Annotated in this window: 20 protein-coding genes; 4 read left to right on the top strand and 16 right to left on the bottom strand. The window is 71.7% G+C overall.

Annotated elements, in window-relative coordinates; genetic code table 11:
- Positions 1 to 278: 278 nt before the first annotated feature.
- The 3 genes from obgE to rplU all read right to left on the bottom strand — a co-directional run bounded on the left by obgE (position 279) and on the right by rplU (position 2,444).
- Positions 279 to 1,718, bottom strand: a complete 1,440-nt coding sequence (gene obgE, locus BLW82_RS28620; RefSeq protein WP_093503082.1) for a GTPase ObgE — start codon at positions 1,716 to 1,718, stop codon at positions 279 to 281.
- A gap of 136 nt (positions 1,719 to 1,854) precedes the next feature.
- A complete protein-coding gene (gene rpmA / locus BLW82_RS28615; protein WP_020940020.1) occupies positions 1,855 to 2,109 on the bottom strand; it encodes a 50S ribosomal protein L27 in 255 nt (84 codons plus the stop codon).
- A 14-nt stretch (positions 2,110 to 2,123) separates the two neighbouring features.
- Positions 2,124 to 2,444 carry a 50S ribosomal protein L21 gene (rplU, locus tag BLW82_RS28610; protein ID WP_093503080.1) on the bottom strand — a complete coding sequence of 107 codons (321 nt, stop codon included), beginning with the start codon at positions 2,442 to 2,444 and terminating at the stop codon, positions 2,124 to 2,126.
- A gap of 347 nt (positions 2,445 to 2,791) precedes the next feature.
- Between rplU and BLW82_RS28605 the strand changes: the two genes are divergently transcribed.
- A complete protein-coding gene (locus BLW82_RS28605) occupies positions 2,792 to 4,825 on the top strand; it encodes a glycosyltransferase family 2 protein (protein ID WP_093503078.1) in 2,034 nt (677 codons plus the stop codon).
- A gap of 47 nt (positions 4,826 to 4,872) precedes the next feature.
- On the top strand, positions 4,873 to 5,466 hold the full coding sequence (rfbC, locus tag BLW82_RS28600; RefSeq protein ID WP_093508337.1) for a dTDP-4-dehydrorhamnose 3,5-epimerase: 594 nt from the start codon (positions 4,873 to 4,875) through the stop codon (positions 5,464 to 5,466).
- Between the two features lie 73 nt (positions 5,467 to 5,539).
- On the opposite strand, the gene BLW82_RS28595 is transcribed toward rfbC, so the two are convergent.
- From BLW82_RS28595 to BLW82_RS28580, 4 genes are all read right to left on the bottom strand, one after another.
- A complete protein-coding gene (locus BLW82_RS28595) occupies positions 5,540 to 6,334 on the bottom strand; it encodes a class I SAM-dependent methyltransferase (RefSeq protein WP_093503076.1) in 795 nt (264 codons plus the stop codon).
- 256 nt (positions 6,335 to 6,590) lie between these two features.
- A complete protein-coding gene (locus tag BLW82_RS28590) occupies positions 6,591 to 10,709 on the bottom strand; it encodes an Rne/Rng family ribonuclease (protein ID WP_093503074.1) in 4,119 nt (1,372 codons plus the stop codon).
- A 276-nt stretch (positions 10,710 to 10,985) separates the two neighbouring features.
- Entirely contained in the window at positions 10,986 to 11,750 is a 765-nt protein-coding gene (locus tag BLW82_RS28585) for a TIGR03936 family radical SAM-associated protein (protein WP_093503072.1), read from the bottom strand.
- Between the two features lie 117 nt (positions 11,751 to 11,867).
- A complete protein-coding gene (locus BLW82_RS28580; RefSeq protein WP_093503070.1) occupies positions 11,868 to 12,728 on the bottom strand; it encodes a hypothetical protein in 861 nt (286 codons plus the stop codon).
- Between the two features lie 171 nt (positions 12,729 to 12,899).
- On the opposite strand from BLW82_RS28580, the gene BLW82_RS28575 reads away from it, so the two are divergent.
- On the top strand, positions 12,900 to 13,238 hold the full coding sequence (locus BLW82_RS28575; protein WP_093503068.1) for a DUF805 domain-containing protein: 339 nt from the start codon (positions 12,900 to 12,902) through the stop codon (positions 13,236 to 13,238).
- Between the two features lie 204 nt (positions 13,239 to 13,442).
- Here the strand turns inward: BLW82_RS28575 and BLW82_RS28570 are convergent, their stop codons facing one another.
- The 6 genes from BLW82_RS28570 to ribB form a co-directional block, all read right to left on the bottom strand.
- Positions 13,443 to 13,838 carry a polyphosphate kinase 2 family protein gene (locus BLW82_RS28570; protein ID WP_256215992.1) on the bottom strand — a complete coding sequence of 132 codons (396 nt, stop codon included), beginning with the start codon at positions 13,836 to 13,838 and terminating at the stop codon, positions 13,443 to 13,445.
- 159 nt (positions 13,839 to 13,997) lie between these two features.
- The gene (locus tag BLW82_RS28565) at positions 13,998 to 14,279 is read right to left on the bottom strand and encodes a DUF6400 family protein (RefSeq protein WP_093503066.1); all 282 of its coding nucleotides are present in this window, start codon (positions 14,277 to 14,279) and stop codon (positions 13,998 to 14,000) included.
- Positions 14,280 to 14,377: 98 nt separating this feature from the next.
- Positions 14,378 to 14,986, bottom strand: coding sequence for a VOC family protein (locus BLW82_RS28560; protein ID WP_093503064.1), 609 nt, complete (start codon positions 14,984 to 14,986; stop codon positions 14,378 to 14,380).
- Positions 14,987 to 15,041: 55 nt separating this feature from the next.
- A complete protein-coding gene (locus tag BLW82_RS28555) occupies positions 15,042 to 15,791 on the bottom strand; it encodes an SDR family oxidoreductase (RefSeq protein ID WP_093508336.1) in 750 nt (249 codons plus the stop codon).
- Between the two features lie 342 nt (positions 15,792 to 16,133).
- Complete coding sequence (locus tag BLW82_RS28550; protein WP_177233096.1) at positions 16,134 to 16,832, bottom strand: HAD family hydrolase; 699 nt, start codon at positions 16,830 to 16,832, stop codon at positions 16,134 to 16,136.
- A gap of 5 nt (positions 16,833 to 16,837) precedes the next feature.
- The gene (ribB, locus tag BLW82_RS28545) at positions 16,838 to 17,494 is read right to left on the bottom strand and encodes a 3,4-dihydroxy-2-butanone-4-phosphate synthase (protein ID WP_218162384.1); all 657 of its coding nucleotides are present in this window, start codon (positions 17,492 to 17,494) and stop codon (positions 16,838 to 16,840) included.
- A 701-nt stretch (positions 17,495 to 18,195) separates the two neighbouring features.
- Here ribB and BLW82_RS28535 point away from each other — a divergent pair.
- The gene (locus BLW82_RS28535) at positions 18,196 to 18,885 is read left to right on the top strand and encodes a DUF899 domain-containing protein (protein ID WP_093508334.1); all 690 of its coding nucleotides are present in this window, start codon (positions 18,196 to 18,198) and stop codon (positions 18,883 to 18,885) included.
- A gap of 159 nt (positions 18,886 to 19,044) precedes the next feature.
- Here BLW82_RS28535 and BLW82_RS28530 read toward each other — a convergent pair whose 3' ends face one another.
- From BLW82_RS28530 to BLW82_RS28520, 3 genes are all read right to left on the bottom strand, one after another.
- Positions 19,045 to 20,175, bottom strand: a complete 1,131-nt coding sequence (locus BLW82_RS28530; protein WP_093503060.1) for a catalase family protein — start codon at positions 20,173 to 20,175, stop codon at positions 19,045 to 19,047.
- Positions 20,176 to 20,232: 57 nt separating this feature from the next.
- Positions 20,233 to 21,585, bottom strand: a complete 1,353-nt coding sequence (locus BLW82_RS28525) for a Dyp-type peroxidase (protein WP_093503058.1) — start codon at positions 21,583 to 21,585, stop codon at positions 20,233 to 20,235.
- Between the two features lie 115 nt (positions 21,586 to 21,700).
- Complete coding sequence (locus BLW82_RS28520) at positions 21,701 to 22,288, bottom strand: hypothetical protein (RefSeq protein WP_256215991.1); 588 nt, start codon at positions 22,286 to 22,288, stop codon at positions 21,701 to 21,703.
- Positions 22,289 to 22,643: the final 355 nt, after the last annotated feature.

Genomic DNA, 22,643 nt, shown 5'->3' with positions numbered 1-22,643 from the left:
TCGGTGAGGTGAGGGAGCGGTTCGCCGTGTCCGGGACGGGCTGGAGAAGATGCGCGGGAAGCCCGAGGAGGGCTTCGAAGGTACGCATCAGGCCGTCGCGGTCCCGTTCGTCGACCACGCCGACGGTGACGCGGCCGGCGCCGACCGCGCGGCGCCGGCGTTTCGTCCGCCCCGGCAGCGGAAAACCCGTTGCGGCCGGGAGCGGGTCCCGGCCGCAACGGGTGGAGGCAGGTCGGCCGGTGATCCCGGGGAACGGGGAGGCCGGTGGTGCTGCTCGACTACTCGAACGGGTCGAAGTCGCCGTACTCCCGCAGGGACTCGTCGCGTTCCGCCTGCCGGTCGCGGCGGCGCTGCACGGCGGGGCGCTGCTCCTCGAAGCGGTGGTCCTCGCCGCGGCGGCCGAGCATCTCGGCGCCGGACATCATGGTCGGCTCCCAGTCGAAGACCACGGCGTTGTCCTCGGGGCCGATGGCGACGCCGTCGCCGGCCCGGGCGCCCGCCTTCATCAACTGCTCTTCCACGCCGAGGCGGTTGAGACGGTCGGCGAGGTAGCCGACGGCTTCGTCGTTGTTGAAGTCGGTCTGGCGGACCCAGCGTTCGGGCTTCTCGCCGCGCACCCGGAAGAGGCCGTCGTCCTCCTGGGTGACGCTGAAACCGGCGTCGTCGACGGCCTTGGGACGGATGACGATCCGGGTCGCCTCCTCCTTCGGCTTGGCGGCGCGGGCCTTGGCGACGAGGTCGCCGAGTGCGAACGTCAGCTCGCGCAGGCCCAGGTGGGCGACGGCGGACACCTCGAAGACGCGGTAGCCGCGGGCCTCCAGGTCGGGGCGGACCATTTCGGCGAGGTCCTTGCCGTCGGGCACGTCGATCTTGTTGAGGACGACGATGCGGGGCCGGTCGCCGAGGCCGCCGTACTGCTTGAGCTCCTCCTCGATGACGTCGAGGTCGGAGACGGGGTCGCGCTCGGACTCCAGGGTCGCGGTGTCGAGGACGTGGACGAGGACGCTGCACCGCTCGACGTGGCGCAGGAACTCCAGGCCGAGGCCGCGGCCCTGGCTGGCACCGGGGATGAGGCCGGGCACGTCGGCGATGGTGTAGACGGTGGAACCGGCGGTCACCACGCCGAGGTTGGGCACCAGGGTGGTGAACGGGTAGTCGGCGATCTTCGGCTTGGCGGCGGACAGCACGGAGATCAGCGAGGACTTGCCGGCGCTCGGGTAGCCGACCAGCGCCACGTCGGCGACGGTCTTCAGCTCGAGGACGATGTCGTCGATGTCGCCGGGCTCGCCGAGCAGGGCGAAGCCGGGGGCCTTGCGGCGGGCGCTGGCGAGGGCCGCGTTGCCGAGGCCGCCGCGGCCGCCCTGGGCGGCGACGTAGGAGGTGCCGTGGCCGACGAGGTCGGCGAGGACGTTGCCGGCCTTGTCCAGCACCACGGTGCCGTCGGGCACCGGCAGGACGAGGTCCTGGCCGTCCTTGCCTGCCCGGTTGCCGCCCTCGCCGGGCTTGCCGTTGGTGGCCTTGCGGTGCGGGGAGTGGTGGTACTCGAGGAGGGTCGTCACCGACTGGTCGACGGTCAGGGTGACGTCGCCGCCGCGACCGCCGTTGCCGCCGTCCGGGCCGCCGAGCGGCTTGAACTTCTCCCGGTGCACGGAGGCGCAGCCGTGGCCTCCGTTACCCGCGGCGATGTGCAGCTCGACGCGGTCCACGAAGGTGGTCATGGTGCTGTGCCTCCAGTTATTGCGGGGTAATACCAATGTCAACACGCGAAAGGCGGACCCGCCTTCCCGATCGGGAAGTGAGGTCCGCCTCGCGAAACGTTCGGTCTGAGCCCTGGGTCAGGGACCTAGATCAAGCTCAGGCGACCGGAACGATGTTCACGACCTTGCGGCCACGGTGGGTGCCGAACTCCACCGCACCGGGCTGCAGCGCGAACAGCGTGTCGTCGCCGCCGCGGCCGACGCCCGCACCCGGGTGGAAGTGGGTGCCGCGCTGACGGACCAGGATCTCGCCCGCGTTGACGACCTGACCGCCGAAGCGCTTCACGCCGAGGCGCTGAGCGTTGGAGTCACGACCGTTACGGGTGGACGATGCGCCCTTCTTGTGTGCCATCTCTCCTCAGTCCCTTACTTCGCAGCCGCGGGGATCTCAGTGACCTTGATCGCCGTGTACTGCTGGCGGTGGCCCTGACGACGGCGGTAGCCGGTCTTGTTCTTGTAGCGAAGGATGTCGATCTTGACGCCCTTGTGGTGGTCCACGACCTCGGCCTGGACCTTGATGCCGGCCAGGACCCACGGGTCGCTGGTCACAGTGTCGCCGTCGACAACGAGCAGGGTCGAGAGCTCGACCGTGTCGCCAACCTTGGCGGTGGAAATCTTGTCAACCTCGACGATGTCACCGACAGCAACCTTGTGCTGGCGGCCACCGCTGCGCACGATGGCGTACACGCGGATCTCACTCTCTCGCTCGGGAACGGCACCCCCGCAGTCCAGCCGTCCGGCGAACGCGGGCGGCCTCTCCGGAACAGGGTGCGCTCCGGAGGAAGAGGTTTACGGGGATGTGGCACGTCCTCATATCCATGGACACGCCGACGGTCAAGGTTACGGGGCCGCACGGAGACGGTCAAACCGGGCCCGTGGCGGTCGGCGTGGCCGACGCCCGCGCCGACCCGGTCGCTGCTGGGAAGCGGCTGCGGTTACCCTGTGACCTCCACTCGTGCATCAGTTGGTCACCGGCTGTACACGGACCATAAATGTCGCAGTCTGCATCCCAAAACTGGAGCCAGGTAACAGAGATGTCGATCAAGGTGAGCGTCATCATCCCGGTGTACAACCCGGGTAAGTACATCCAGCCCTGCATCGACTCCCTGTTGAGGCAGACGCTTCCCGCGGACGAGTTCGAGGTCCTGTTCGTCGACGACGGTTCCACCGACGACAGCCCCGCGGAGCTGGACGCGCTCGCCGAGAAGCACCCGCATTTCCGGGTGATCCACATACCGAACTCCGGCTGGCCGGGCAAGCCCAGGAACATCGGCGTGGGCGAGGCGAGGGGCGAGTACGTCCAGTTCGTCGACCAGGACGACTACCTCGCCTCCGACGCTCTGCGCCGGCTGTACGAGATGGGGCACCGCAACGGTTCCGACATCGTCATCGGCAAGGTGGCCAGCAACTTCCGGGGCGTCCCGCACGGCGTCTTCAAGGCGGACCGCGAGAAGTGCACCATCCACGACGCGCCGCTGTACGACAGCCTCACGCCGCACAAGATGTTCCGCACGGAGTTCCTGCGCGAGAACAAGATCGCCTATCCCGAGGGCAAGCGGCGCCTGGAGGACCAGCTGTACATGATGGAGGCGTACTTCCCCGCCAAGGTTGTCTCCATCCTCGGCAGCTACACCTGCTACTACTACTCGAGGCGCGACGACGGCCAGAACGCGGGTTCCGCGCGCATCGTCCCGTCGGGTTACTACGGGAACCTCCGTGAGGTGCTCGACGTCGTCATGGCGAACACCGAGCCCGGTGAGTTCCGCGACCTGCTGCTGCGCCGTTTCTACCGGGTGGAGATGCTCGGCCGGCTCAGCGAGCCCAGCGTCCTCAAGTACGACGAGGCCTACCTCGGCGAGATGCTGGAGGCCGTGCGGCCGCTGGCCGAGGAATACATGGGCGAGGGCGTGCGCGACGGGCTCGGCGGCCTCACCCGCGTCCGCTCGACGCTGCTGGGCCGCGGGGACGGCGACGCCCTGGTGCGGTTCGCCCGCTTCGGGAGCTCCGTCAAGGGCGCGACCCGGCTGGAGACGGCCGAGTGGCGGCCCGACGGCAAGCTGGCCGTCACCCTCAGCGCCCGGCTGGTGCACGGCGAGAACGCCGAACCGGTCCGCCTGCTGCGCCGCGACGGCCGCTTCTACCTGCACCCGGAGCTGGTCCAGGACGTGCTGGAGGACGGCGAGCTGGTCGACGTCACGGACGAGATGGACCAGTTCAGGGCCGAGATGTCGCTGCGCAACCGCGAGACGGCCGTGGAGTGGCCGTGCGCGGCCGAGTTCACCTCGCACGTCGAGGACCTCGGCGACGGCGCCTGCGAGGTCGTCCTGCGCGGCGGCGGTGTGGTCAGCCCCCAGGGCGTGAAGGGCCGCGGCCCGGTCTCCAAGGGCTTCTGGGACATCTGGGTGAGCGTCCGGGGCCTCGGTCTGGTCCGCAAGGCCCGGCTCGGCTCCGACCGCGTCGCCGGTGTGGAGACGGAGCTGCGCCCCGCGCTGCTCGGCTCCCCCGCCCGCCCGGTCATCCCGTACTTCACCGACCCGCACGGCAACCTCACCCTGGACGTCGCCCGCCGCAGCAAGAAGCTGGCGCCGTACCTGGAGGACCGCCCCGTGCTGCGGATGCCGGGCAACCGTCCGGAGCTGCGGCTGGACGTGTTCACCCGCCCGAAGACCGCGTCGGCCAGGACCGAGCTGGTGCTCAGCTCCGGGGACGGCGGCGGTACGCACGTGGTGTCCGCCGAGATCCGCAACGTGGCCGGCCGCGCCCACATCGCCGTTCCCGCGCGCGCGAAGTCGGTGCCCGCCGGGCGCTGGAGCCTGGCGGCCCGGCTGGACGGCGAGAAGGCCCCGGCCCTGCCGCTGGGCACCGTGACGGTCCGCGGCAACGGGCGGCTGCGGCTCGACGACACCCTGCCCGTGGTGGACGCGGAGCTGGTGCGCACGACGCTGGCCAAGCGCCGCAAGACGGCCCTGCGGCGGCGGCTGCGTGCCGTCGGCGGTCCGGTCGTGCGCAGGCTGCCCGCACCGGCCCGCAAGAAGCTGCGCGGCCTGGCGGCGAAGCTGACCGGCTGATCCGCCGGACCACCACGGACACGCACCACGACAAGGATGTGATCGACATGCGGGAGCTCGGCATCGCCGGCGCCTGGATCCACGAACCGAAGGTCTTTCCGGACGCCCGCGGGAGCTTCCACGAGTGGTTCAAGGGAGCGGACTTCGCGGAGGCCACGGGCCATCGGCTGAACCTGGCGCAGGCGAACTGCTCGGTCTCCAGCCGTGGCACCCTGCGCGGCATCCACTTCGCCGACGTGCCGCCCAGCCAGGCCAAGTACGTCAAGTGCGTGCGGGGCGCCGTGCTGGACGTCATCGTCGACATCCGTACCGGCTCACCCACGTACAAGCAGTGGGAGGCCGTACGGCTGGACGACGTGGACCACCACTCGGTCTACCTCTCCGAGGGGCTCGGGCACGCCTTCATGGCGCTGACCGACGACGCCACCGTGGTGTACCTGTGCTCGGAGGGGTACGCCCCGCAGCGCGAGCACGGCATCCACCCGCTCGACCCGGAGCTGGGCATCGAGTGGCCGGCGGACCTGACCCCGGTGCTGTCCGAGAAGGACGCCGCGGCGCCGTCCCTGGCCGTCGCCGAGGCCGAGGGCCTGCTGCCGTCCTACGAGGCGTGCCAGGCCTATCTGGCGCAGCTGCGCGCCTGAGACCGGTACGCCGAGGGGCCTCGCGGATCTTCCGCGAGGCCCCTCGTCCGTGTCCTGCCGGCCGTCCTGGCCGTCAGCCGCCCAGGGCCGCGATCTGCCCGCGCAGCCGCTCGAAGCCGGCGCGCGGACGGCGCAGGTTCCGGGCCCGGACCAGCGCGGGCCAGAAGTCGGCCGCCAGCAGTGCCTCCGGGCGTGCGGCGTGTTTGCGCACCAGCACCTCGTCGGGGACCGGCTGCGGGTCCGGGGTGACGTACTCCTTGAGGATGTCGTCGTAGGCGTCCTGGAGCACCGTGTTCTGCGGATCGGCGCCGAAGACCACGGCGACACCTGTGGGCTCGGTGTCGATCTCGAGGACGACCAGGTCGGGGCGGTACTTCCGCAGGACCGTCACCAGCTTGTAGACGTCGCCCGTCCAGTACTTGGTGTGCCGGTCGCGGGCCGCCTCGTCCACGTCGCGGGGCAGCATGTCGTCCAGGACGATCACGCTCGACCAGCGTGAGTGGCGTTCGACGTTCATGAAGTCGCGCAGTGCGTACTCGAAGAGGTGCATGCCGTCGATGAAGGACAGCTCCAGCGTGGGATCGCCGCCGAGCACCCCGAGCGGGTCGCGGCGGGCGAGGGCGCGGAAGGGGTTGCGGCCTCGCCGCAGGTGCACCAGCGGGTCCTTGCGGGCGAAGAAGTCGTCACTGGTCGACTGGACCAGGTGGACGTCGCAACTGATCGACGTCACCACCTTGAAGGCCGGGTCGATCGCCACGGACGCGACACGTGAAAGCGCCAGGCTGCGACCGTCATTGACACCGATTTCCAGATAGTTGCGCGGGCGATAGACACGGTGAAGTCCACGCAGCAGTTCATGACGGTTCACTCAAGCGGCCTTTCGTAGTTATTCCGCTGTTCGGGTTCCCGGCGAAGTTACTCGTTGACAGGCGTGCGCGTAACCTTTCCCGTCAATCTACCGAGTGTTCCCTGTGAACCGGCGGGCGGGTGGTGCTTCTCTCACGCGACGTCCCGGTTACCGCTTCGGTCCGGGCGGTCACGCTGCGCAGTGGACGGCGGCGCACATGCGAGCGGCTCCCGGTCGTGGGACCGGGAGCCGCTCGTTGCTGGGTGGGCCGGGGCCGTCAGCTCTCGTCGGAGGCGGTGGTGACCGTGGTGGTCTTCTTCGCCGTCGACTTGGCGGCGGCCGTCTTGGCGGTCTTGGCCGCCTTCTTGGCCGTCGTCTTCTTCGCGGCCGTCTTCTTGGCAGCGGTCTTCTTGGCGGCCGTCGTCTTCGCCGCGGTCTTCTTGGCGGCCGTCTTACGGGCCGTCTTCTTGGCCGGAACTGCTTCCTCGGCGCCCTCCTGGACGGCCTCGGCGGCCCCGGTGGGGGCCTCTTCGGCCGCCGCCGGCGCCTCGGCCGACGGGACGACCACGACGGCCGCCTCCTCGGACGCGGTCGGCGCGGTGGCCTTGCGCACGGCGCGGCGGCGCGGGCGGGCCGGAGCGGCGCTCTCGGCGGCCGGGGCCGCCTCGGGCTCCGCGACCGGTTCCGTCGCCGCTTCCGCGACGGTCTCCGCGACCGGGGCGCTCTCGGCGACGACCGTCACCACGGTCGCCTCGGCACCGGCCGGGGAGCCGGCGGGCGCCGACACCTTCCGGGTGGCACGCCGACGCGTACGGCCCGCGGGAGCGGCCTCCTCGGCGGCCGGGGCCTCGGGGGCCTCGACCACCGGGTCCTCCGCGGCGACCGGCTGCGCCGTGGCGGCCGGCTCGGGCAGCACCGGACGCTCCGCCTCGACGGCGGCCGGTACGTCCAGCGCGGTCGGCGCCTCGGCCGGGGACCCGGCCTCGGTGCGTGCCGTACGGCCCCTGGGCGCGCCGGCCGGGGCCGAGGCCCTGCGGCCCGCGCGGCGGCGGGTACGGCCGCGGCCGGCCGCGGCCTCCGCCTCGGCGACGCTGCTGTACAGCTCCTCGTCGGGGGCGAAGTCGGGCGCGGGCAGCGCGACGGGTTCGGCGGCCTCGGCCGCGACCTCCGCCGCCGTCTCGACCGCGTGGACGGCCTCGGCGTGCTCGACGGCCCCGTCGGCCACGACCTCGTGGGTCTCGTGCGTCTCGTGCACGTCGTGGTCGTGTCCGTCGCCGCCGCGTCCGCGCTTCCTGCGCTTGCCGCCGCCACCGCCGCCGGAGCTGGGCTGCTCCATGTGGACGATGACGCCACGGCCGTTGCAGTGCACGCAGGTCTCGGAGAAGGACTCCAGGAGGCCCTGTCCGACGCGCTTGCGGGTCATCTGGACGAGCCCCAGCGAGGTCACCTCGGCGACCTGGTGCTTCGTACGGTCCCGCCCGAGGCATTCGAGCAGGCGCCGCAGCACCAGGTCCCGGTTGGACTCCAGGACCATGTCGATGAAGTCGATGACGATGATGCCGCCGAGGTCGCGCAGCCGGAGCTGGCGGACGATCTCCTCGGCCGCCTCCAGGTTGTTGCGGGTCACCGTCTCTTCGAGGTTGCCGCCCTGGCCGGTGAACTTGCCGGTGTTGACGTCGACGACGACCATCGCCTCGGTCCGGTCGATGACCAGCGAACCGCCGCTGGGCAGCCAGACCTTGCGGTCCAGCGCCTTGGACAGCTGCTCGTCGATCCGGTAGGTGGCGAAGACGTCGACCTCGGAGGTCCACTTCGACAGGCGCCCCGCGAGATCGGGCGCGACGTGCGAGACGTAGCCGTGGACGGTCTCCCAGGCCTCGTCACCGCTGACGACGACCTTGGAGAAGTCCTCGTTGAAGATGTCGCGGACGACCCGGACGGTCATGTCGGGCTCGCCGTACAGCAGCGTCGGGGCGTTGCCGTTCTTCGACTTCTTCTGGATGTCCTCCCACTGCGCCTGGAGCCGTTCGACGTCGCGGCGCAGTTCGTCCTCGCTGGCGCCCTCGGCGGCGGTGCGCACGATGACGCCCGCGTCCTCGGGGACGATCTTCTTGAGGATGGTCTTCAGCCGGGCGCGCTCGGTGTCGGGCAGCTTGCGGCTGATGCCGGTCATCGAGCCCTCGGGGACGTACACGAGGTAGCGGCCGGGAAGGGAGACCTGGCTGGTGAGGCGGGCGCCCTTGTGGCCGATCGGGTCCTTCGTGACCTGGACGAGGACGGGCTGGCCGGACTTCAGGGCGGCCTCGATGCGGCGCGGGCCGTTGGCCATGCCGAGCGCCTCGAAGTTGACCTCGCCGGCGTAGAGGACGGCGTTGCGGCCCTTGCCGATGTCGATGAAGGCGGCCTCCATCGACGGCAGCACGTTCTGGACCTTGCCCAGGTAGACGTTGCCGACGTACGAGGTGGCCTGCTCCTTGTTGACGTAGTGCTCGACGAGCACGCCGTCCTCCAGGACGCCGATCTGGGTGCGGTCGCCGTGCTGGCGTACGACCATCACGCGCTCGACGGCCTCGCGGCGGGCGAGGAACTCGGCCTCGGTGATGATCGGGACGCGGCGGCGGCCCTGCTCGCGGCCCTCGCGGCGGCGCTGCTTCTTGGCCTCCAGGCGGGTCGAGCCCTTGATGGACTGGACCTCGTCGGACGGCTCGGAGGGCTTGCGGGGCTCGCGGACCTTGACGATCGTGCGCTCGGGGTCGCTCTCGGCGGGCTCGGTGTCGGGGGTGTCCCCGGCGCGCCGGCGGCGGCGCCGGCGACGGCGGCTGCTGGAGGAGGACATGCCGGCCTCGTCGTGGGCCTCCTCGTCGTCCTCTTCCTCCTGCTCGGCGGTGTCCTCGGCATCCTGCTCGGCCTGCTCGGCGGCGAGCTCGTCGGTGCCGTCGTCGGCGCCCTCGCCGTCGGCGGCGTCACCGCGGCGGCGGCGCCGGCCACCGCGACGGCGGCGCCGGCGGGAGCCAGACTCCTCGGCCTCGTCCTCGCCGTCGGCGAGGTCCTCGGCGGACTCCTCCGGTTCGTCGGTCTCGTCCTCGGCGGCGGTCTCGGTGGCCGGAGGCTCGTCCGCGGCGCCCCGGCGGCGGCGTCGGCGGCGGGAACCGGCCTCGGCCTGCTCGGCCGGCTCGGCGGCGGACGCCGTACCGGCGGGAGCGGCGGTGGCGGCAGCGGGCTCGGCGGAAGCGGAGGCAGCCGTGGCGGCCGCGGGCTCCTCGGTTTCCCAGGTGCCCGCGACGGAGGCGGCGGCCTCGGCGGCGGCGCGCTCCGGGGTCTGGAACTTCGGTTCGGTGAACACGGGCGCCTGGAAGACGGCGACGGCGGGCCGGGCCGGGCGGCGCTGCGGCTCCTCCTCGGCGTCGGCCCGTGCGGCGGGCTCGGAGAACCCGGTGGCGGCCTGCCGCACGACGCGCCGCCTACGGCGCGGCGTCTCGGTCTCGGCGGTCTCGGCGGCCGGGGTCTCGGCGATTACGGCCTGCGGCTCCTCGGCGGCGGCCGTCTCTGCGGCAGCGGCCTCGGGCGCACCGGCGGGCGCGGCCACCCGGCGGGTGGCGCGGCGGCGGGTACGGGGGACGGAGGCGGTCTCCTCGGGAGCCTCGACGGCCTCAGGCGCCTCGTCGGCGGCTTCCGTGCCGGCCTCGGCGGCGACGGCCGTGGCCTCTTCGCCCGCCTCGGCGGGGGCGCCGGCGGGCGCGGCCACCCGGCGGGTCGCACGGCGGCGCGTCCGCGGAGCGGGCGCGGCCTCCTCGACGGCCTCGGCAGCCTCAACGGCCTCGGCCGGCTCGGCGGTCTCCGGCTGCTGTGCCTGCTCCGTCCGCGCCACGGCGGACGGCTCCTCCGGCGCGTCCGGGGACGCGGTGGGCGCGGTGACCCGGCGGGTCGCACGGCGGCGCGTCCGGGGAGCGGGCGCGGCCTCCTCGACGGCCTCGGCAGCCTCAACGGCCTCGGCCGTGCTCTCGGCGGGCTCGGTGACGGCACCGGCGGCGGCAGCCGGGGGTACGACGGTCTCCGCGGCCTCGGTGGGGGCACCGGCGGGCGCGGACACCCGGCGGGTCGCGCGGCGGCGCGTCCGCGGAGCGGGCGCGGCCTCCTCGACGGCCTCGGCGGCCGCTACGGCCTCGGCCGTACCGGAGGCCTCGGCAGCCTCTTCCGTGACGTCGTCCGTGGCGTCGGCGACGGCCTCGAGGTCCTCGGCGGCCGGTATGGCCGGCACCGTGGTCTCGGCCACGGCCTCGGTCCCGGCGGGCGGTCCCGCGGGGCGGGACGCGGCACGGCGACGCCTGCGCGGCGGCAGGGTGTCGCTGGGGGTGTTCAGTTCGGAGCCCTCGGTGGGCTCGGTCGGTTCGAGCATGCGGGCGTTTCTCCCGTCAGGCTCCCGGGCGCCGCGCCTGGTCCGGCGTCGATCGGATCGAGCGACCGCCGGTGACGTCCACGGCTCGCGCGATGCGCGGTGCCGCCGTGTGGGGCGCGGGCGCCGCACAGGAGCTTTCTGTGTCCTGTCTCGCCGGTTCCGTACGCCTTGTCGCGGACGGCCTGGCGAAAGTCTTCTGGTCGGTGCGCTGCCCGACCCAGGTGGCTCCCGAGTACGAGGGCGACGCTACGACGTCCGTCCTTCGCGGGACCTTCCTTACGCCGGCGCCGTCGCGGCGGCAGTCGGTTCGGCCTTCGAAAGGGCCTCGGCTGCCTCGCGGTCGGGCGCGAGCGGGTCGGTCACCGTGCCGGTCTCTTCATCGAGCAGCCCCTGCGCCAGCCTGGTCACCGCTGCGGGGACCGGCGGCGCCAGGTCGGCCACGGCGCGGAGACCGGACAGGACGTCGTCGGGTCGTACGGCAGGCGTCACGTGCCGAACAACCAGCCGCAGTATCGCACAGGGCTGGTCCGTCGGCCTATCAGCCGTTTCACTCCGTGTTTCGAGTTGTACGACGGCGGGGCGGGCGTCGAAGGTGCGGACGCCGTTCTTGGTGGTGCGCTGTACCTCGACGGACTCGGCGGCGTTGAACGCGGCGACGGCCTTCTCGGCCTCCGCCGGGTCCTGGCCGGTCAGCCGCAGCTCCCACACGGAGGCGGTGAGCCGGTCGGCCAGTCCCGACGTGTGTGCCTCGACCGCGTCGACGATGTCGAGCCCGGTGGGCAGGGACTCGTCGAGGAGGGCGCGCAGCTGCTCCGGGTCGCGGTGTGCGGTGAGCGCGATCTCCAGGTACTCGGCCTCGCTGCCCGTGCCGGTGGGTGCGGCATTGGCGTACGACACCTTCGGGTGCGGTGTGAACCCCGCCGAGTACGCCATCGGCACCTCGGCGCGGCGCAGCGCACGCTCGAAGGCGCGCTGGAAGTCACGGTGGCTGGTGAACCGGAGGCGGCCGCGCTTGGTGTAGCGCAGTCGGATGCGCTGCACCGCGGGTGCGGGCGGCGGGCCTTCGGGCTGTCGCTTGCCCAGTGTCGTCAGTCCTTCGTGGTTCTCGTGCGTTCGTGTGCGGGGGCCGTACCGCCGGGGCCGTACGGCTGTGTGCTGCTACCCATCAAGAGTACGTGTGTCGCGGCCTTCGGGTTCCCGGCGGTCCACGCGCGCGGGTGGCCGCGGCTCGCCGAAGAGGGCGCGGCGGAGGTCGGCGCGGGCCTGGCGGACGGTGCGGCCGATCGCGCGCGCGGCCTCGGCCACCGGGTGCAGGACGAGGTCGCGGACGACGTGCCCGACCGGGGTGAGGACGGTCCGGTACACCCATCGCGCGGGCTCCAGGAAGATCCACCGGAAGAGGGTCCCGATCACCCGTCCGAGGGCACGTGCGACGTACCCGGCGGCCCGCCAGGCGTGGCCGAGTGCCTCCCCGATCTCGCGCAGGACGACGGCGAGGACGCGGCCGACCGGGGCGAGGATCCAGCGCCACAGGGCGAGGGCGGGCAGGACGAGGAGGGCGCGCGCGGTCCAGTACAGGGCGGTGCCCAGCATCTCGAACGCCCATTCAAGGGCCTTCGCGACGGGGACGAGGAGCCGTACGAGTACGTGACCGATCGGGGTGAGCACGCGCGCGTAGAGCCACACGAGTGCGCGGCCGGCCGGCGGGAACACTCGCGCGCAGATCCACCGCAGGGCGTGGCCGAGGGGGGTGAGCAGGTGGCGGTACAGCCAGATCAGGGGTACGACGAGGAGCGCGTGGAGAATCCGGCCGATCGCGCGTCCCACCGGGGCGAGGACGTACCGCCACAGGAACCGTGCGGCCACGGCGAACGCGTCCCAGAGCAGGCGTATGGGCAGCACGACCAGGAAAACGAAGAGGCGCACGGGGATTCTGACCGCGGCGACCAGGCATCCCTCGGGGTGCTGCGACTGTGGCTGTGGTTGTGGCGGCCGCTGCGGCCGTTTCTGCATGTCCATGGCCGGAAGGACGTTATCGGGTACCGCACGGATGCGTTCGGCCGCCCTTGATCACCGTACGGCGGCGAGACGGTAACAGTTGACCCGCACACGCCAATCTGATTGGAACCGGCCACGTCGGCTTGATTTGCTGTGGGCACAATCACGCCTTGACCCCCGGGGGGACGAGTAATGAACTGGTACGTGGACGTACTGAAGAAGTACGCGGTGTTCAACGGACGCGCGCGCAGGCAGGAATACTGGATGTTCACGCTGATCAACGTGATCATCGCGATCGTGCTGGCCGTCGTCGGCAACGCCATCCACTTCGCCGCCCTCGCCGCGATCTACAACCTCGCGGTCCTGCTGCCCAGCCTCGGTGTCGCGGTCCGCCGGCTGCACGACACCGGCCGCTCGGGCTGGCTGATCCTGGTCGGCATCATCCCGCTGGTCGGCTGGATCTTCGTGCTCGTCTGGCTCGCCTCCGACGGCAAGCCCGAGGAGAACCAGTACGGCGCCAACCCGAAGTAGGCGGCCGCCGTCTGACCCGCAGTCACCACGAAGGCCCGCCGGAACCGTCCGGCGGGCCTTCGCCGGTTTCCGCTACGCGGCGGAGGGCGGACTCTTGCCGCGTTCGGTCCGGAGGCGCAGCACCAGGAAGACGACGCGCAGGAGGCCGTCGCAGTCCGCGGAAGGCGTCAGTCTGGGCGGCGGCGACACGCTCCGGTGGCACGGTTACCAGGCCTGGCGGACAGCGGAGACGCACACCCGGGGGAACCACTTGTGGTCGGCGGGAACGACGTACCACGGCGCCCATCGCGTACTGGTGGCGGACAACACCCGGGAGAACGCCTGCCGGCAGTCGTCCCAGTGGGCCCGTTCGCGCACGTCGGCCGACGAGGACTTCCAGTTCCGCTCGGGTACGTCGATGCGTTCGAGGAAACGGGTGCGCTGTTTTTCCTCGTTCCAGGGGACCTTGAAGCCGGCCACGCGCACGCCCCGCGGGTTCACTCCGCTCATGACGTGGCGGATCGTGCAGTCCTTGCCGCCGGCGTCCAGGGCCTGCAGGCACAGCAGCACCCCGTAGGTGTCCTGGGCGGCCAGCCGCCGCTGGTAGTCGGCGGGTCGCACCGTGCTGCCGGGCTCACCCGTAGCGGCTCGATGAACTCCGCGATGCGGTCGGGTCCGTCGTCGCCCACGGCCCACCCGCCCTTCCGGACCGGCCGTGCTTCCCGAGCGACCATGCTCGAGCCGGCCGCCGGGGACGTCCTCACCCCTGGCGGGTGAGGGTCAGGCGGTGGGGGCGTCGCCGCCGTCGCCGGGAGGTCCGCCGGCCCCGCGGCGCGGAAGGACGCCGGCCGCGAGAAGGGTGTCGTACAGCCGCTGCTGTTCCGGGTCGAGGCCGGAGTACAGCATGTCGTACGCCTCCTCCTCGCCCCGCACCGTCTCGACGGGGTCCCAGTCGTCACCGAGGGCCGCCATGACGTGGGCGCGGCGGGTCAGCTCGTGACCGGTGAGGTCGACGGAGAACTCGACCGGCTCGGCGGGACGGGAGGCATCTTTGTCGGACATATAACCGAATTTAGGTAAGCCCTCCGGGTGTGGACAAGGGGTCGTGGGACACATCACAGCAGGTCGGAGCGGTGAGACGAGGACGGGCTACGGCCGGTTCACGTCGGCGGTTCGGTCCCGGCCTGCTCGCTCACCAGGTAGCGGGCGTACCAGTCCGGCCAGTCCGGGTCCTCGGCGCCGGTGCGGGCCTCGTGCTCGCCGTGCGCCGCCTCGGCCCGGCGCAGCGCGCTCGCCAGGTCGTCGGCCGAGGAGAACGTGGTGGCCGCGGGGTCGAGCCGTCCCGGCAGCCGGGTGGTGACCTCCTGGAGGAGCCAGCCGTTGCCGTCCGGGTCGCTGAACGACAGGAAGGAGCCGTAGCTGCCGTCGGGGCCGGGCACCCGGGCGTCGGAGCCGGCGTGGTGGAAGACGCCGCCGGCGTCGTGGAACACGTCGCTCGGGTGGGCGCCGTGCTGGGCCAGTTCGTCGTGGGCGGTCTTGATGTCGTCGACGATCAGGTGCAGGCCCTGGGCCGAGCCAGGGGCCTGGCCGGTGACCGAGGAGCCGAAGATGACCGACGCCGGGGAGCCCGGCGGGGTCACCTGCACCACCCGGAAGTCCCCGTCGCCGGTGACGTCCGCGTCGAGCCGCCAGCCCAGCGTGGTGTAGAAGTCCTTGGCCCGGTCGACGTCGGCCACCGGTACCACGACGACCTCCAGCTTCATGTCCATGAGTCGCGCCTCCCGTCTCGTAGGGGCAATGGGGTTGGCCGGCGCGGGCGGGCGGTCAGTGCGCGAGCAGTTGCTGGCCGCCGTCTATGTCGTACGTGGCGCCGGTGAGGGCGTCGTTGACCATGATGTGCACGGCGAGCGCGGCGACGTCCGCCGGGCCGACCACCCGCCCGATGGGCAGCGTCCGGCGCAACTCCTCGCGCCGTGCCTCCAGCCGGTCACCGAGCAGGGCGGCGGACAGCGGGGTGTCCACGAACCCGGCCGCGATGAGGTTGACCCGGACCGGAGCGATCTCCAGTGCGAGGTTGGCGGTGAGCGCAGGCGACGCCGCGGTGACCGCGCCCACGACGGCCATGCCGGGCGCGGGCCGCCGGCCGCCGGTGCCGCCGATGAACAGCAGCGTTCCCAGGGGCCTGACCTTCTCGCGGCCCGCCCGCGCCACCGCCAGCATCATGGCCATCCGCGCGCCGAAGTCCCGGGCCGCGTCGGCCGGATCGAGTTCGGCGAGCGGGGTGTACGAGGGGCTGCCCGCCGTCACCAGCACGTGGTCGACCTGTCCGGGCAGCTCCCCGAGGAAGCGCTCCAGTTGCGCGGTGTCCTGGGCGTCGAACGCGGCCGTGCTCAGCGGGTGCAGTTCGTCCGCGGCCCGCTGCAGGCGCTCGGGGTTGCGTGCTGCCAGGACCAGGTCGCCGCCGGCCGACCGTACCTGCCGCGCCGTCTCCAGGCCGATGCCGGCGCTGCCGCCGACCACGACGACCGTCTGCCCGGCCAGTTCTCCGTGCGCTGCGCTCGACCCGCCGGCCATGACCGCCTCCACGTCCGCCGGCACCGCCCGCCGAGCGGGCCCTGCCGGCCGCTACCGGTAGCCCCCCGAACGCGGGTTGTGCGGTGCCGTCGACGAGGTGCCGGCCCGCACACCGACGAGCGGGAACCCCAGTCTGTCACCCACCCGGAGGAACGGCATCCGGGCTCATCGGCACACCCCGGCCCCACCGGACGGCCCCGTCACCGCCGTTCACCCGGCCCCCGCTCCCCCAGCCCCCGGTCCGGCCGTCCCGGGCAGCTCAAGGCCGAGCTTCCGCTCCAACTCAGGGCCGAGCCCCCGCTCCACTCAAAGCCGAGCCACTCAAGGCCGAGCCCGCTCCGCTCAAGACCGGGCCACCGCTCCGGAAGCCTCGTCGTGGACCAGGGGCCGGGATGCGAGCAGCCGTCTCAGCACGGGCAGGGCGCTGGTCGCGCTGCCCGCCTGCGCCGCGGACAGGCGGCTGACGTCGACCGGCAGCCGCGTACCCCGGCGGGGGACGGCGAGAACGGTCATGCCGGCGGCCGCCGCCGAGCGGATGCCGTTCGGCGAGTCCTCGACGGCCACGCACCCGGACGGCGGGACGCCGACGGCTGCCGCCGCACGCAGATAGGGGTCCGGCGCGGGCTTGACCCGGACCACGTCCTCCCCGCACACCACGGCGCTCAGCTGCGGACGGAGGCCCAGTTCCCCGAGGACCGCGAGCACGAACCGCCGGGGGCTCGCCGTCGCCACGCCCACGGGCCCGTGCCGTCCCGCTTCGAGAACCAGCTCCACCGCTCCCGGAAGTGCCCGCACCCGCCCCTCGGCACACGCGCCGACCATCGCGGTGGTACAGGCCTCCACCACCTCGGCGCTGCTCACCGCGCCGCCGCACAGCCCCGCGACGTACGACGCCCAGCCGCCGTTGCCGTGCAGCGCGGCCTCGTCGCCGGCCTGCCAACGGTGCCCGTGCCGGGCGGCGAAGGCGGCGCACACCCGGGACCACTGCGCTCCGCTGTCGATCAGTGTGTCGTCCAGGTCGAAGACCGTCGCTTGCCGCACCGGCGTCACACCGCGCTCGTGTCCGGGCGCAACGGCAGCGCCGCCGACAGCTGATCGATCGACAGCAGGGTCAGCCCGTGCTCGTCGGCGAACGCCCGCAGCCGGTCGGACCGGGTGACGGAGCCGTCGTCCTCGCAGATCTCGCTGATCACGGCGACCGGGAGCAGTCCCGCGAGGCGCATGAGGTCGACGCTCGCCTCGGTGTGCCCGCGCCGCTCCGCGATTCCTCCGGCCCTGGCCCGCAGCGGGAACACGTGTCCGGGACGGATCAGCGCGTCGGGACGGCAGCCGGGTTCGGCCAGGGTGCGGACGGTCAGCGCCCGGTCCGCGGCGGAGATGCCGGAGCCGACACCGGCCGCGTCCACGGAGACGGTGTAGGCGGTGGCCTCGGGACCGGAGGCAGCCGGAACCATCAACGGCAGCTCCAGCCGGTCGGCGATCTCCGGCGCCATGGGCACGCAGATCAGTCCGCTGGTCCGGCGGACGAAGAAGCCGAGGGCCTCGGCAGTCGCGAACTGGGCCGCCATGACGAGGTCGCCCTCGTTCTCGCGGTCCGCGTCGTCCACCACGATCACGGGCCGGCCGGCCCGCAGATTCTCGACGGCGACGGCCACCGTGCCGAGGTCCGCACCCGGCGGCCGCGGCACCGAAACTGACGTCACAGAACCAGCCCTTTCCCGACTCGTCACTCCTGCCCACTCCATCGGTGGCCGGACGAGCCGGCTTGAGGGATCCCGCGGCGGCGCGCGCATCACTCCGGCCCGGCCGGATCGCGCCCGGCGGACACTCCGCGCACCCCCGGATCGCGCCCGGGGGACACCCCGCCCCCCTGCGGACATCGACGAGCCTCCGGTCGCGCCGCCGGTGACGTCAGGGGTGCGTCACGCCGGTCGCCCTCTCCGCGCCCCTCGCGCCCCTCGCGCCCCTCGTGCCGCTCGCCCCACTCGCCTCACTCGCGCTCCTCGTGCCGCTCGTGCCGCCCAGCAGCGCCGACAGCTCGCCCATGACCACCCGTGCGGCACGCTCCGGCTCCACGGCGGCCGGGGCGGTGCCGGCCGCCTGGCCGCCTCGTGACCCCCTGATTCAGCAGGCTGTTCGAGGAGAACCTGCGTCTGCTGGGCGAGGACCGGTGGCCCTACGGCATCGCCGCCGACCGCAAGGCCGTCGACACGTTCCTGCGCTACCACCACGAGCAGGGACTCTCCGCCGGCTGCTCACCAGTGACGACATCTTCGTCCCCGAGTTCCTCGGCACCTGAGCGCGAACGGCACACCGTGCCCGCGGGCCGGCCGATGAGTTCGCGCGTCCCGAGCGGTCTGCCCCCGTGCAAGCCGAAGCCGTCCACGAGATCTGTGAGGACACCATGACCGACCTCGCCCTACCGCCCGTAGTCGACGTCAACGCCTGGGAGCAGCGGCTCGAGGCACTGCGGGCCCGGGAGAAGGCCGCGACACGGGAACTCGACGCCATCGCCGCCGAGCGCCGCCGCCTGCCGATGGTGGAGCTGCCCGACTACACGCTGGAGGGTGAGGACGGCCCCGTCCGGCTGGCGGACGTCTTCGAGGGCAGGAGGCAGCTGATCACCTACCACCACATGTGGTTCGCCGGAAAGGAATGGCAGTGCCCTGGCTGTACGGGGTTCACCTCGCAGTTCACCCGCCTGGAGTTCCTGGACCCGTACGACGCGCGATTCGTCGTCGTCACCCAGGGCCCGATCGAAGAGGCACTCGCCTACAAGCGCCGGGTCGGCAACCGGATGACGTGGTACTCGACGGCCGGCAGCCCGTTCGGGTCGGACGTCGGCGCACCGCCCGACGGCGGGTTCGCGGTCAATGTGTTCCTGCGTGACGGCGACACCGTCTACCGCACCTGGCACACCGACGGCCGGGGCACCGAGCAGCTCGGCCACAGCTTCGCCCTGATCGATCTCCTCCCGTACGGACGCCAGGAGGAATGGCAGGACTCACCCGAGGGCTGGCCCCAGTCCCCGACCTACAGCCGCTGGGCGACGTCCGAACACATCGCCGCCCTCCACGGCCCGGCCACCGCCTGACCCCGCCCCGCCACCCCCGACGGCCTCAGTGCACGTGCCCGCCGGACGCAGACGCGCCGTTCTTGACCGTCAGCGGCAGCAGCTTCTTGCCGGTCGGGCCGATCTGGATGCTGGTGTCCATCTGCGGGCAGTGAGCCATTCACAACCACACGGACCGCTTCATTGGGCCGGGCCGAGTACCTCGTCGGCGCTGCGCGGCTCGGTGCGTGGCTGTTGGTTGAGCTTGTGGCGCGCGATGGAGGATTGCCGGTAGACCTCCTTGCGGGCCCGCATGATGTTGCCCAGGGGGGCGTGCTCGGCGGTGACCCGCCAGGGGGTGAAGGACAGCGCGTCCATCTTCTCCAGGTTCTCCGGGTCGGAGATGTCCTGCTGCGGCAGCCGCAGCCTGGCCACGGTGACGGACGGCGAGAGCGGTTCGGGCCACTCCACGGTGGTGTCCTCCACCGGCATGCGTCGCAGGTCGGTGCAGAGTTGGACCTGGATGTCGAAGGTGTAGGGCCGTTCCTGCAACTCGCCTTGCAGGGCAGGTCGGAAGACCTCCGCTGCCGAGGTCGGGTCGATGGTGCGCCGGACCACCGCGGCGGCAGAGGACGGGTCGGGCGTGAAGCGCAATTTGGCGATGTAGTCACCGTGGCGGACCGCGCCCATGGTCCAGTAGCTCGACAGCAGCACGTTCGCCGGAGGAGTCTTCGCCAGGCGCAGGAAGGCCAGGAACTCGTCCCACGCCCAGTTGTCCTGGTCCAGAGTTCCCTTTCCGGTCACGAAATCGGTGTAGAAGCGATGTGCGCCGGGGCGGCCCTGGGAGAAGTAGGCAGGTGCGTTCAGGAACAGATCCTGGATGAACAGGTAGTGCTCGACCGTGTTGCAGAAGAAGATCGGTCCGTTGATGTTGGCGTAGTCGAAAGTGCCCGTGTCCGGTTCGTCGTCCAACAGGGTCGGACCGGGGATGTCGAACATCTTCAGGGCCAGTCCGGTGGCGGCGCCCAGGCGCGCGTCGGCTCCGGCGTGGGGCGAGCCGTTGGAGAAGCGGATGAGCGCGTCGTGGGTACCCGGGGTGGCGTAGATTCCCTGGGCGTACTCGGGGGGCAGCCCCGCCAGGATCTCCACTTGCCCGCGGACCAGCCCGTAGCCCTTTGCGTGGGCGTCGCGGAGGGCCTGTCCGGTGCCGCCGGCCTCGACCGACTCGGCGATGTAGTTCTTGGTCTTCTCGATCACCGTCTGCACGTTGCGTTCGAAGTCCGGGTCGTCGTCTTCGACGTCGGGCGTGTAGCGGACGAACTCTGCTGCCATGACTCCGACCTCTCCTCCCAGAGACCGTGATCGAACTGCAGGGGCTTGGAATTGCCCTCAGCCCTCGAGTTCGGCGAGCCAGCGCAGGGCGCGCAGTCCCGGCACGAAGCAGTACTCGCCGCCACGGGTGACCACGAAGCTGGGCAGGTTCTGCAGGCGACGCCGGACCGGCTTCTCCGGGATGGTGACGCTGCCGGTCCCGCCGTGGTGCCCAGCCACCGGGTCCTTCTCGCCGGGGTAGCCGATGAAGTTGCCGTCGTTGACCCACTCGGCCTTGATGAACTCGAACTGCCGCTCAAGGTGGGCGCCGATGAATACACCGACCAGGCCCCGGTCGGCGCCGTCGTCCTCCAGCACGCCCTCGGGCAGCGGCGGACCGTAGGTGGTGCCGCGGCGGATGAGCCGGTGCATCCGCGCATCGCCGATGATGGTGGCATCGCGGGGGTTGGTCCGCCGGATGTGCGCACCGGCGGGGCACCGGTACCCCCGGTCGTCGTTCTCCCGGTACAGGAAGTTGTTGACGCGGTGCGGATCGGCCGCCAGCTCCGGATCGTCGTGCTCCGGCGTCAGTGCCAGCGGGGCGCCGCTCGGCCAGCGCCCGACCATCTTGGCCGCCAGGAGTGCCTCCTCCTCGGCGCTGGCGGTGTTCGCGTGCAGGTACTGCCGCCAGGCCGCCACGTTGGTGTGGATCTTGCGGACGGCCGCGTAGGTCCCGTTGCGCCCCAGCACATCGGGGCTGGGCATGGGCGGCAGGCTGCCGGTTTCGTCGGGGTAGCCGAGGATGAACTCGCCGGCCTTGATGGGAGTTTCCTGCGGGTTGGAGCCGGGCAGTCCGACGCCTTCGATGTTCGGATGGCTGATGCCGTCACGGAAGCCGAAGGTGGTGCGCCCGGTCGGGAGCTGGTGGACGTCCTGCTGCCAGATCACCTGGACACCGGGGGTGTCCTCGTAGGCGACGCGGGCCCGCTCCAGCTCCTCGTCGAGCTGTCCCGTGTCGGAAGAGAGGGCGCTCAGGGCGATGTGGACGTCACCGGTTCCGAACGGTGCCTCCCAGTGGGCCGGCGCACTCTCACCCACGTCGCCGATCAGCTCCGCCCGAGCGGCCATGCCCTCACGAAACGCCCGCGGAAAGCTGTCCAGCGACTCCTGCGGCACCCCCAGGGCCTTCAGCCCCTGATAGGTGAAGGCCAGAGCGACCCACGCCTCCTGGCTCCGGTCTGCGCCTGGCAGACCACCCGAGGTCACCGGTAGCAGCCGCCGCAGCAGTGCGCGCCCGGCGTGGCGGTCCTCGACGTGCAGGAAGACGAACTTTCCCTCGTACGGAACGGGCCTCGGCCGCAGGGCCCCGCTCTGGACTTCGTCGATCTCGACGCTCGTGCCGGCCGCGCTGTCGCTGTCCGCAGTGTTCATGATCGCTTGCGCCTCCGCGTCGGTCTCTGCCTGGAAATTCGGCAGCGGCTGTGGCGCGCCTGTCGACGCGGTCCACCAAGGACGGGTGGGGTTGGGGGTTGGCTGTGTGCGGGTTCTAGGCCGAGGCTTCCTCCAGCAGCTTCTGGAAGGCCGGCGTGGCCAGCAGTTCGGCGTTCGCGGGGTTGTCCAGTGCCGCCCGGAACTGGGGGGTGTCCAGCACCTCCTGGAACGCGTCGTCCACGCGATGGTCCTTGTAGATCTGCTGAACGGTCAGGTCGGGATAGGCACTGACGAAGACTCCTGCGGGCTCCTGGTGGGCGAGGAACCAGTCCTTGACCCCTGGATCCTTGATGCCGGGGAACCCTTCACTGTGCGAGAAGACCTTGTCGAAGCGTTCCCCGACCACCGTCTTGGCGAAGTCGTCGATGTAGGTGTCCCAGGAGCCGTCGAAGACGCTGGCGAACATGAACCTGGTGTCATTGTCGAAAATGACGTGCCGTGCGTCATGCAGCGTGCCGATCTGGCGCAGCGCCGCATGGACGTTCTCGTCGTTCGCCGCGTCGGCGAGCCAGGTGAGGTCCGCGCGCAATGCATCGGCCTCGCCCGGCTTGATCTTGGTGAAAACGGTGAACTCGTTGGAGACCCCGTCCGTCCTGCCCGGGTGCTCAGGGTGAGCCGACGGGGTTGCACCTGTCGCGGTCATCGCGAAGCTCTCCTGTCGCGGATCGGTGCGAGAGTCGCCAAGCGCTCGGACGTGAGGCGCCATCGCCCTCGCCCCTTCATCCTGACCACAGACAACTCGTCTCGCATCCCCTGCCAGGGGTGATGCGGTCACCCGGAGTGGAGCATCGAGAGAGTCTGACGGCTACGGTCGCACCCGCCTGCTCTTGAGGCGCGCCCCGACCGTCATCCTGCCGAGAACGGGCGCATTCTCGGGTGTCGGCTCACTGCCGAGCGCGATGGGGGCACCACCGGGAACAACGAGCAGGCCAAGGCCCTCGGAGCTCCGAACGGCTCGCAAGGACAGATTCCTCAGAGCACAGGAACATGGAATGCGA

It is taken from the genome of Streptomyces sp. Ag109_O5-10, assembly GCF_900105755.1.
Lineage (GTDB): Bacteria > Actinomycetota > Actinomycetes > Streptomycetales > Streptomycetaceae > Streptomyces.
This window is presented reverse-complemented; position numbering and strand designations above follow the sequence as displayed.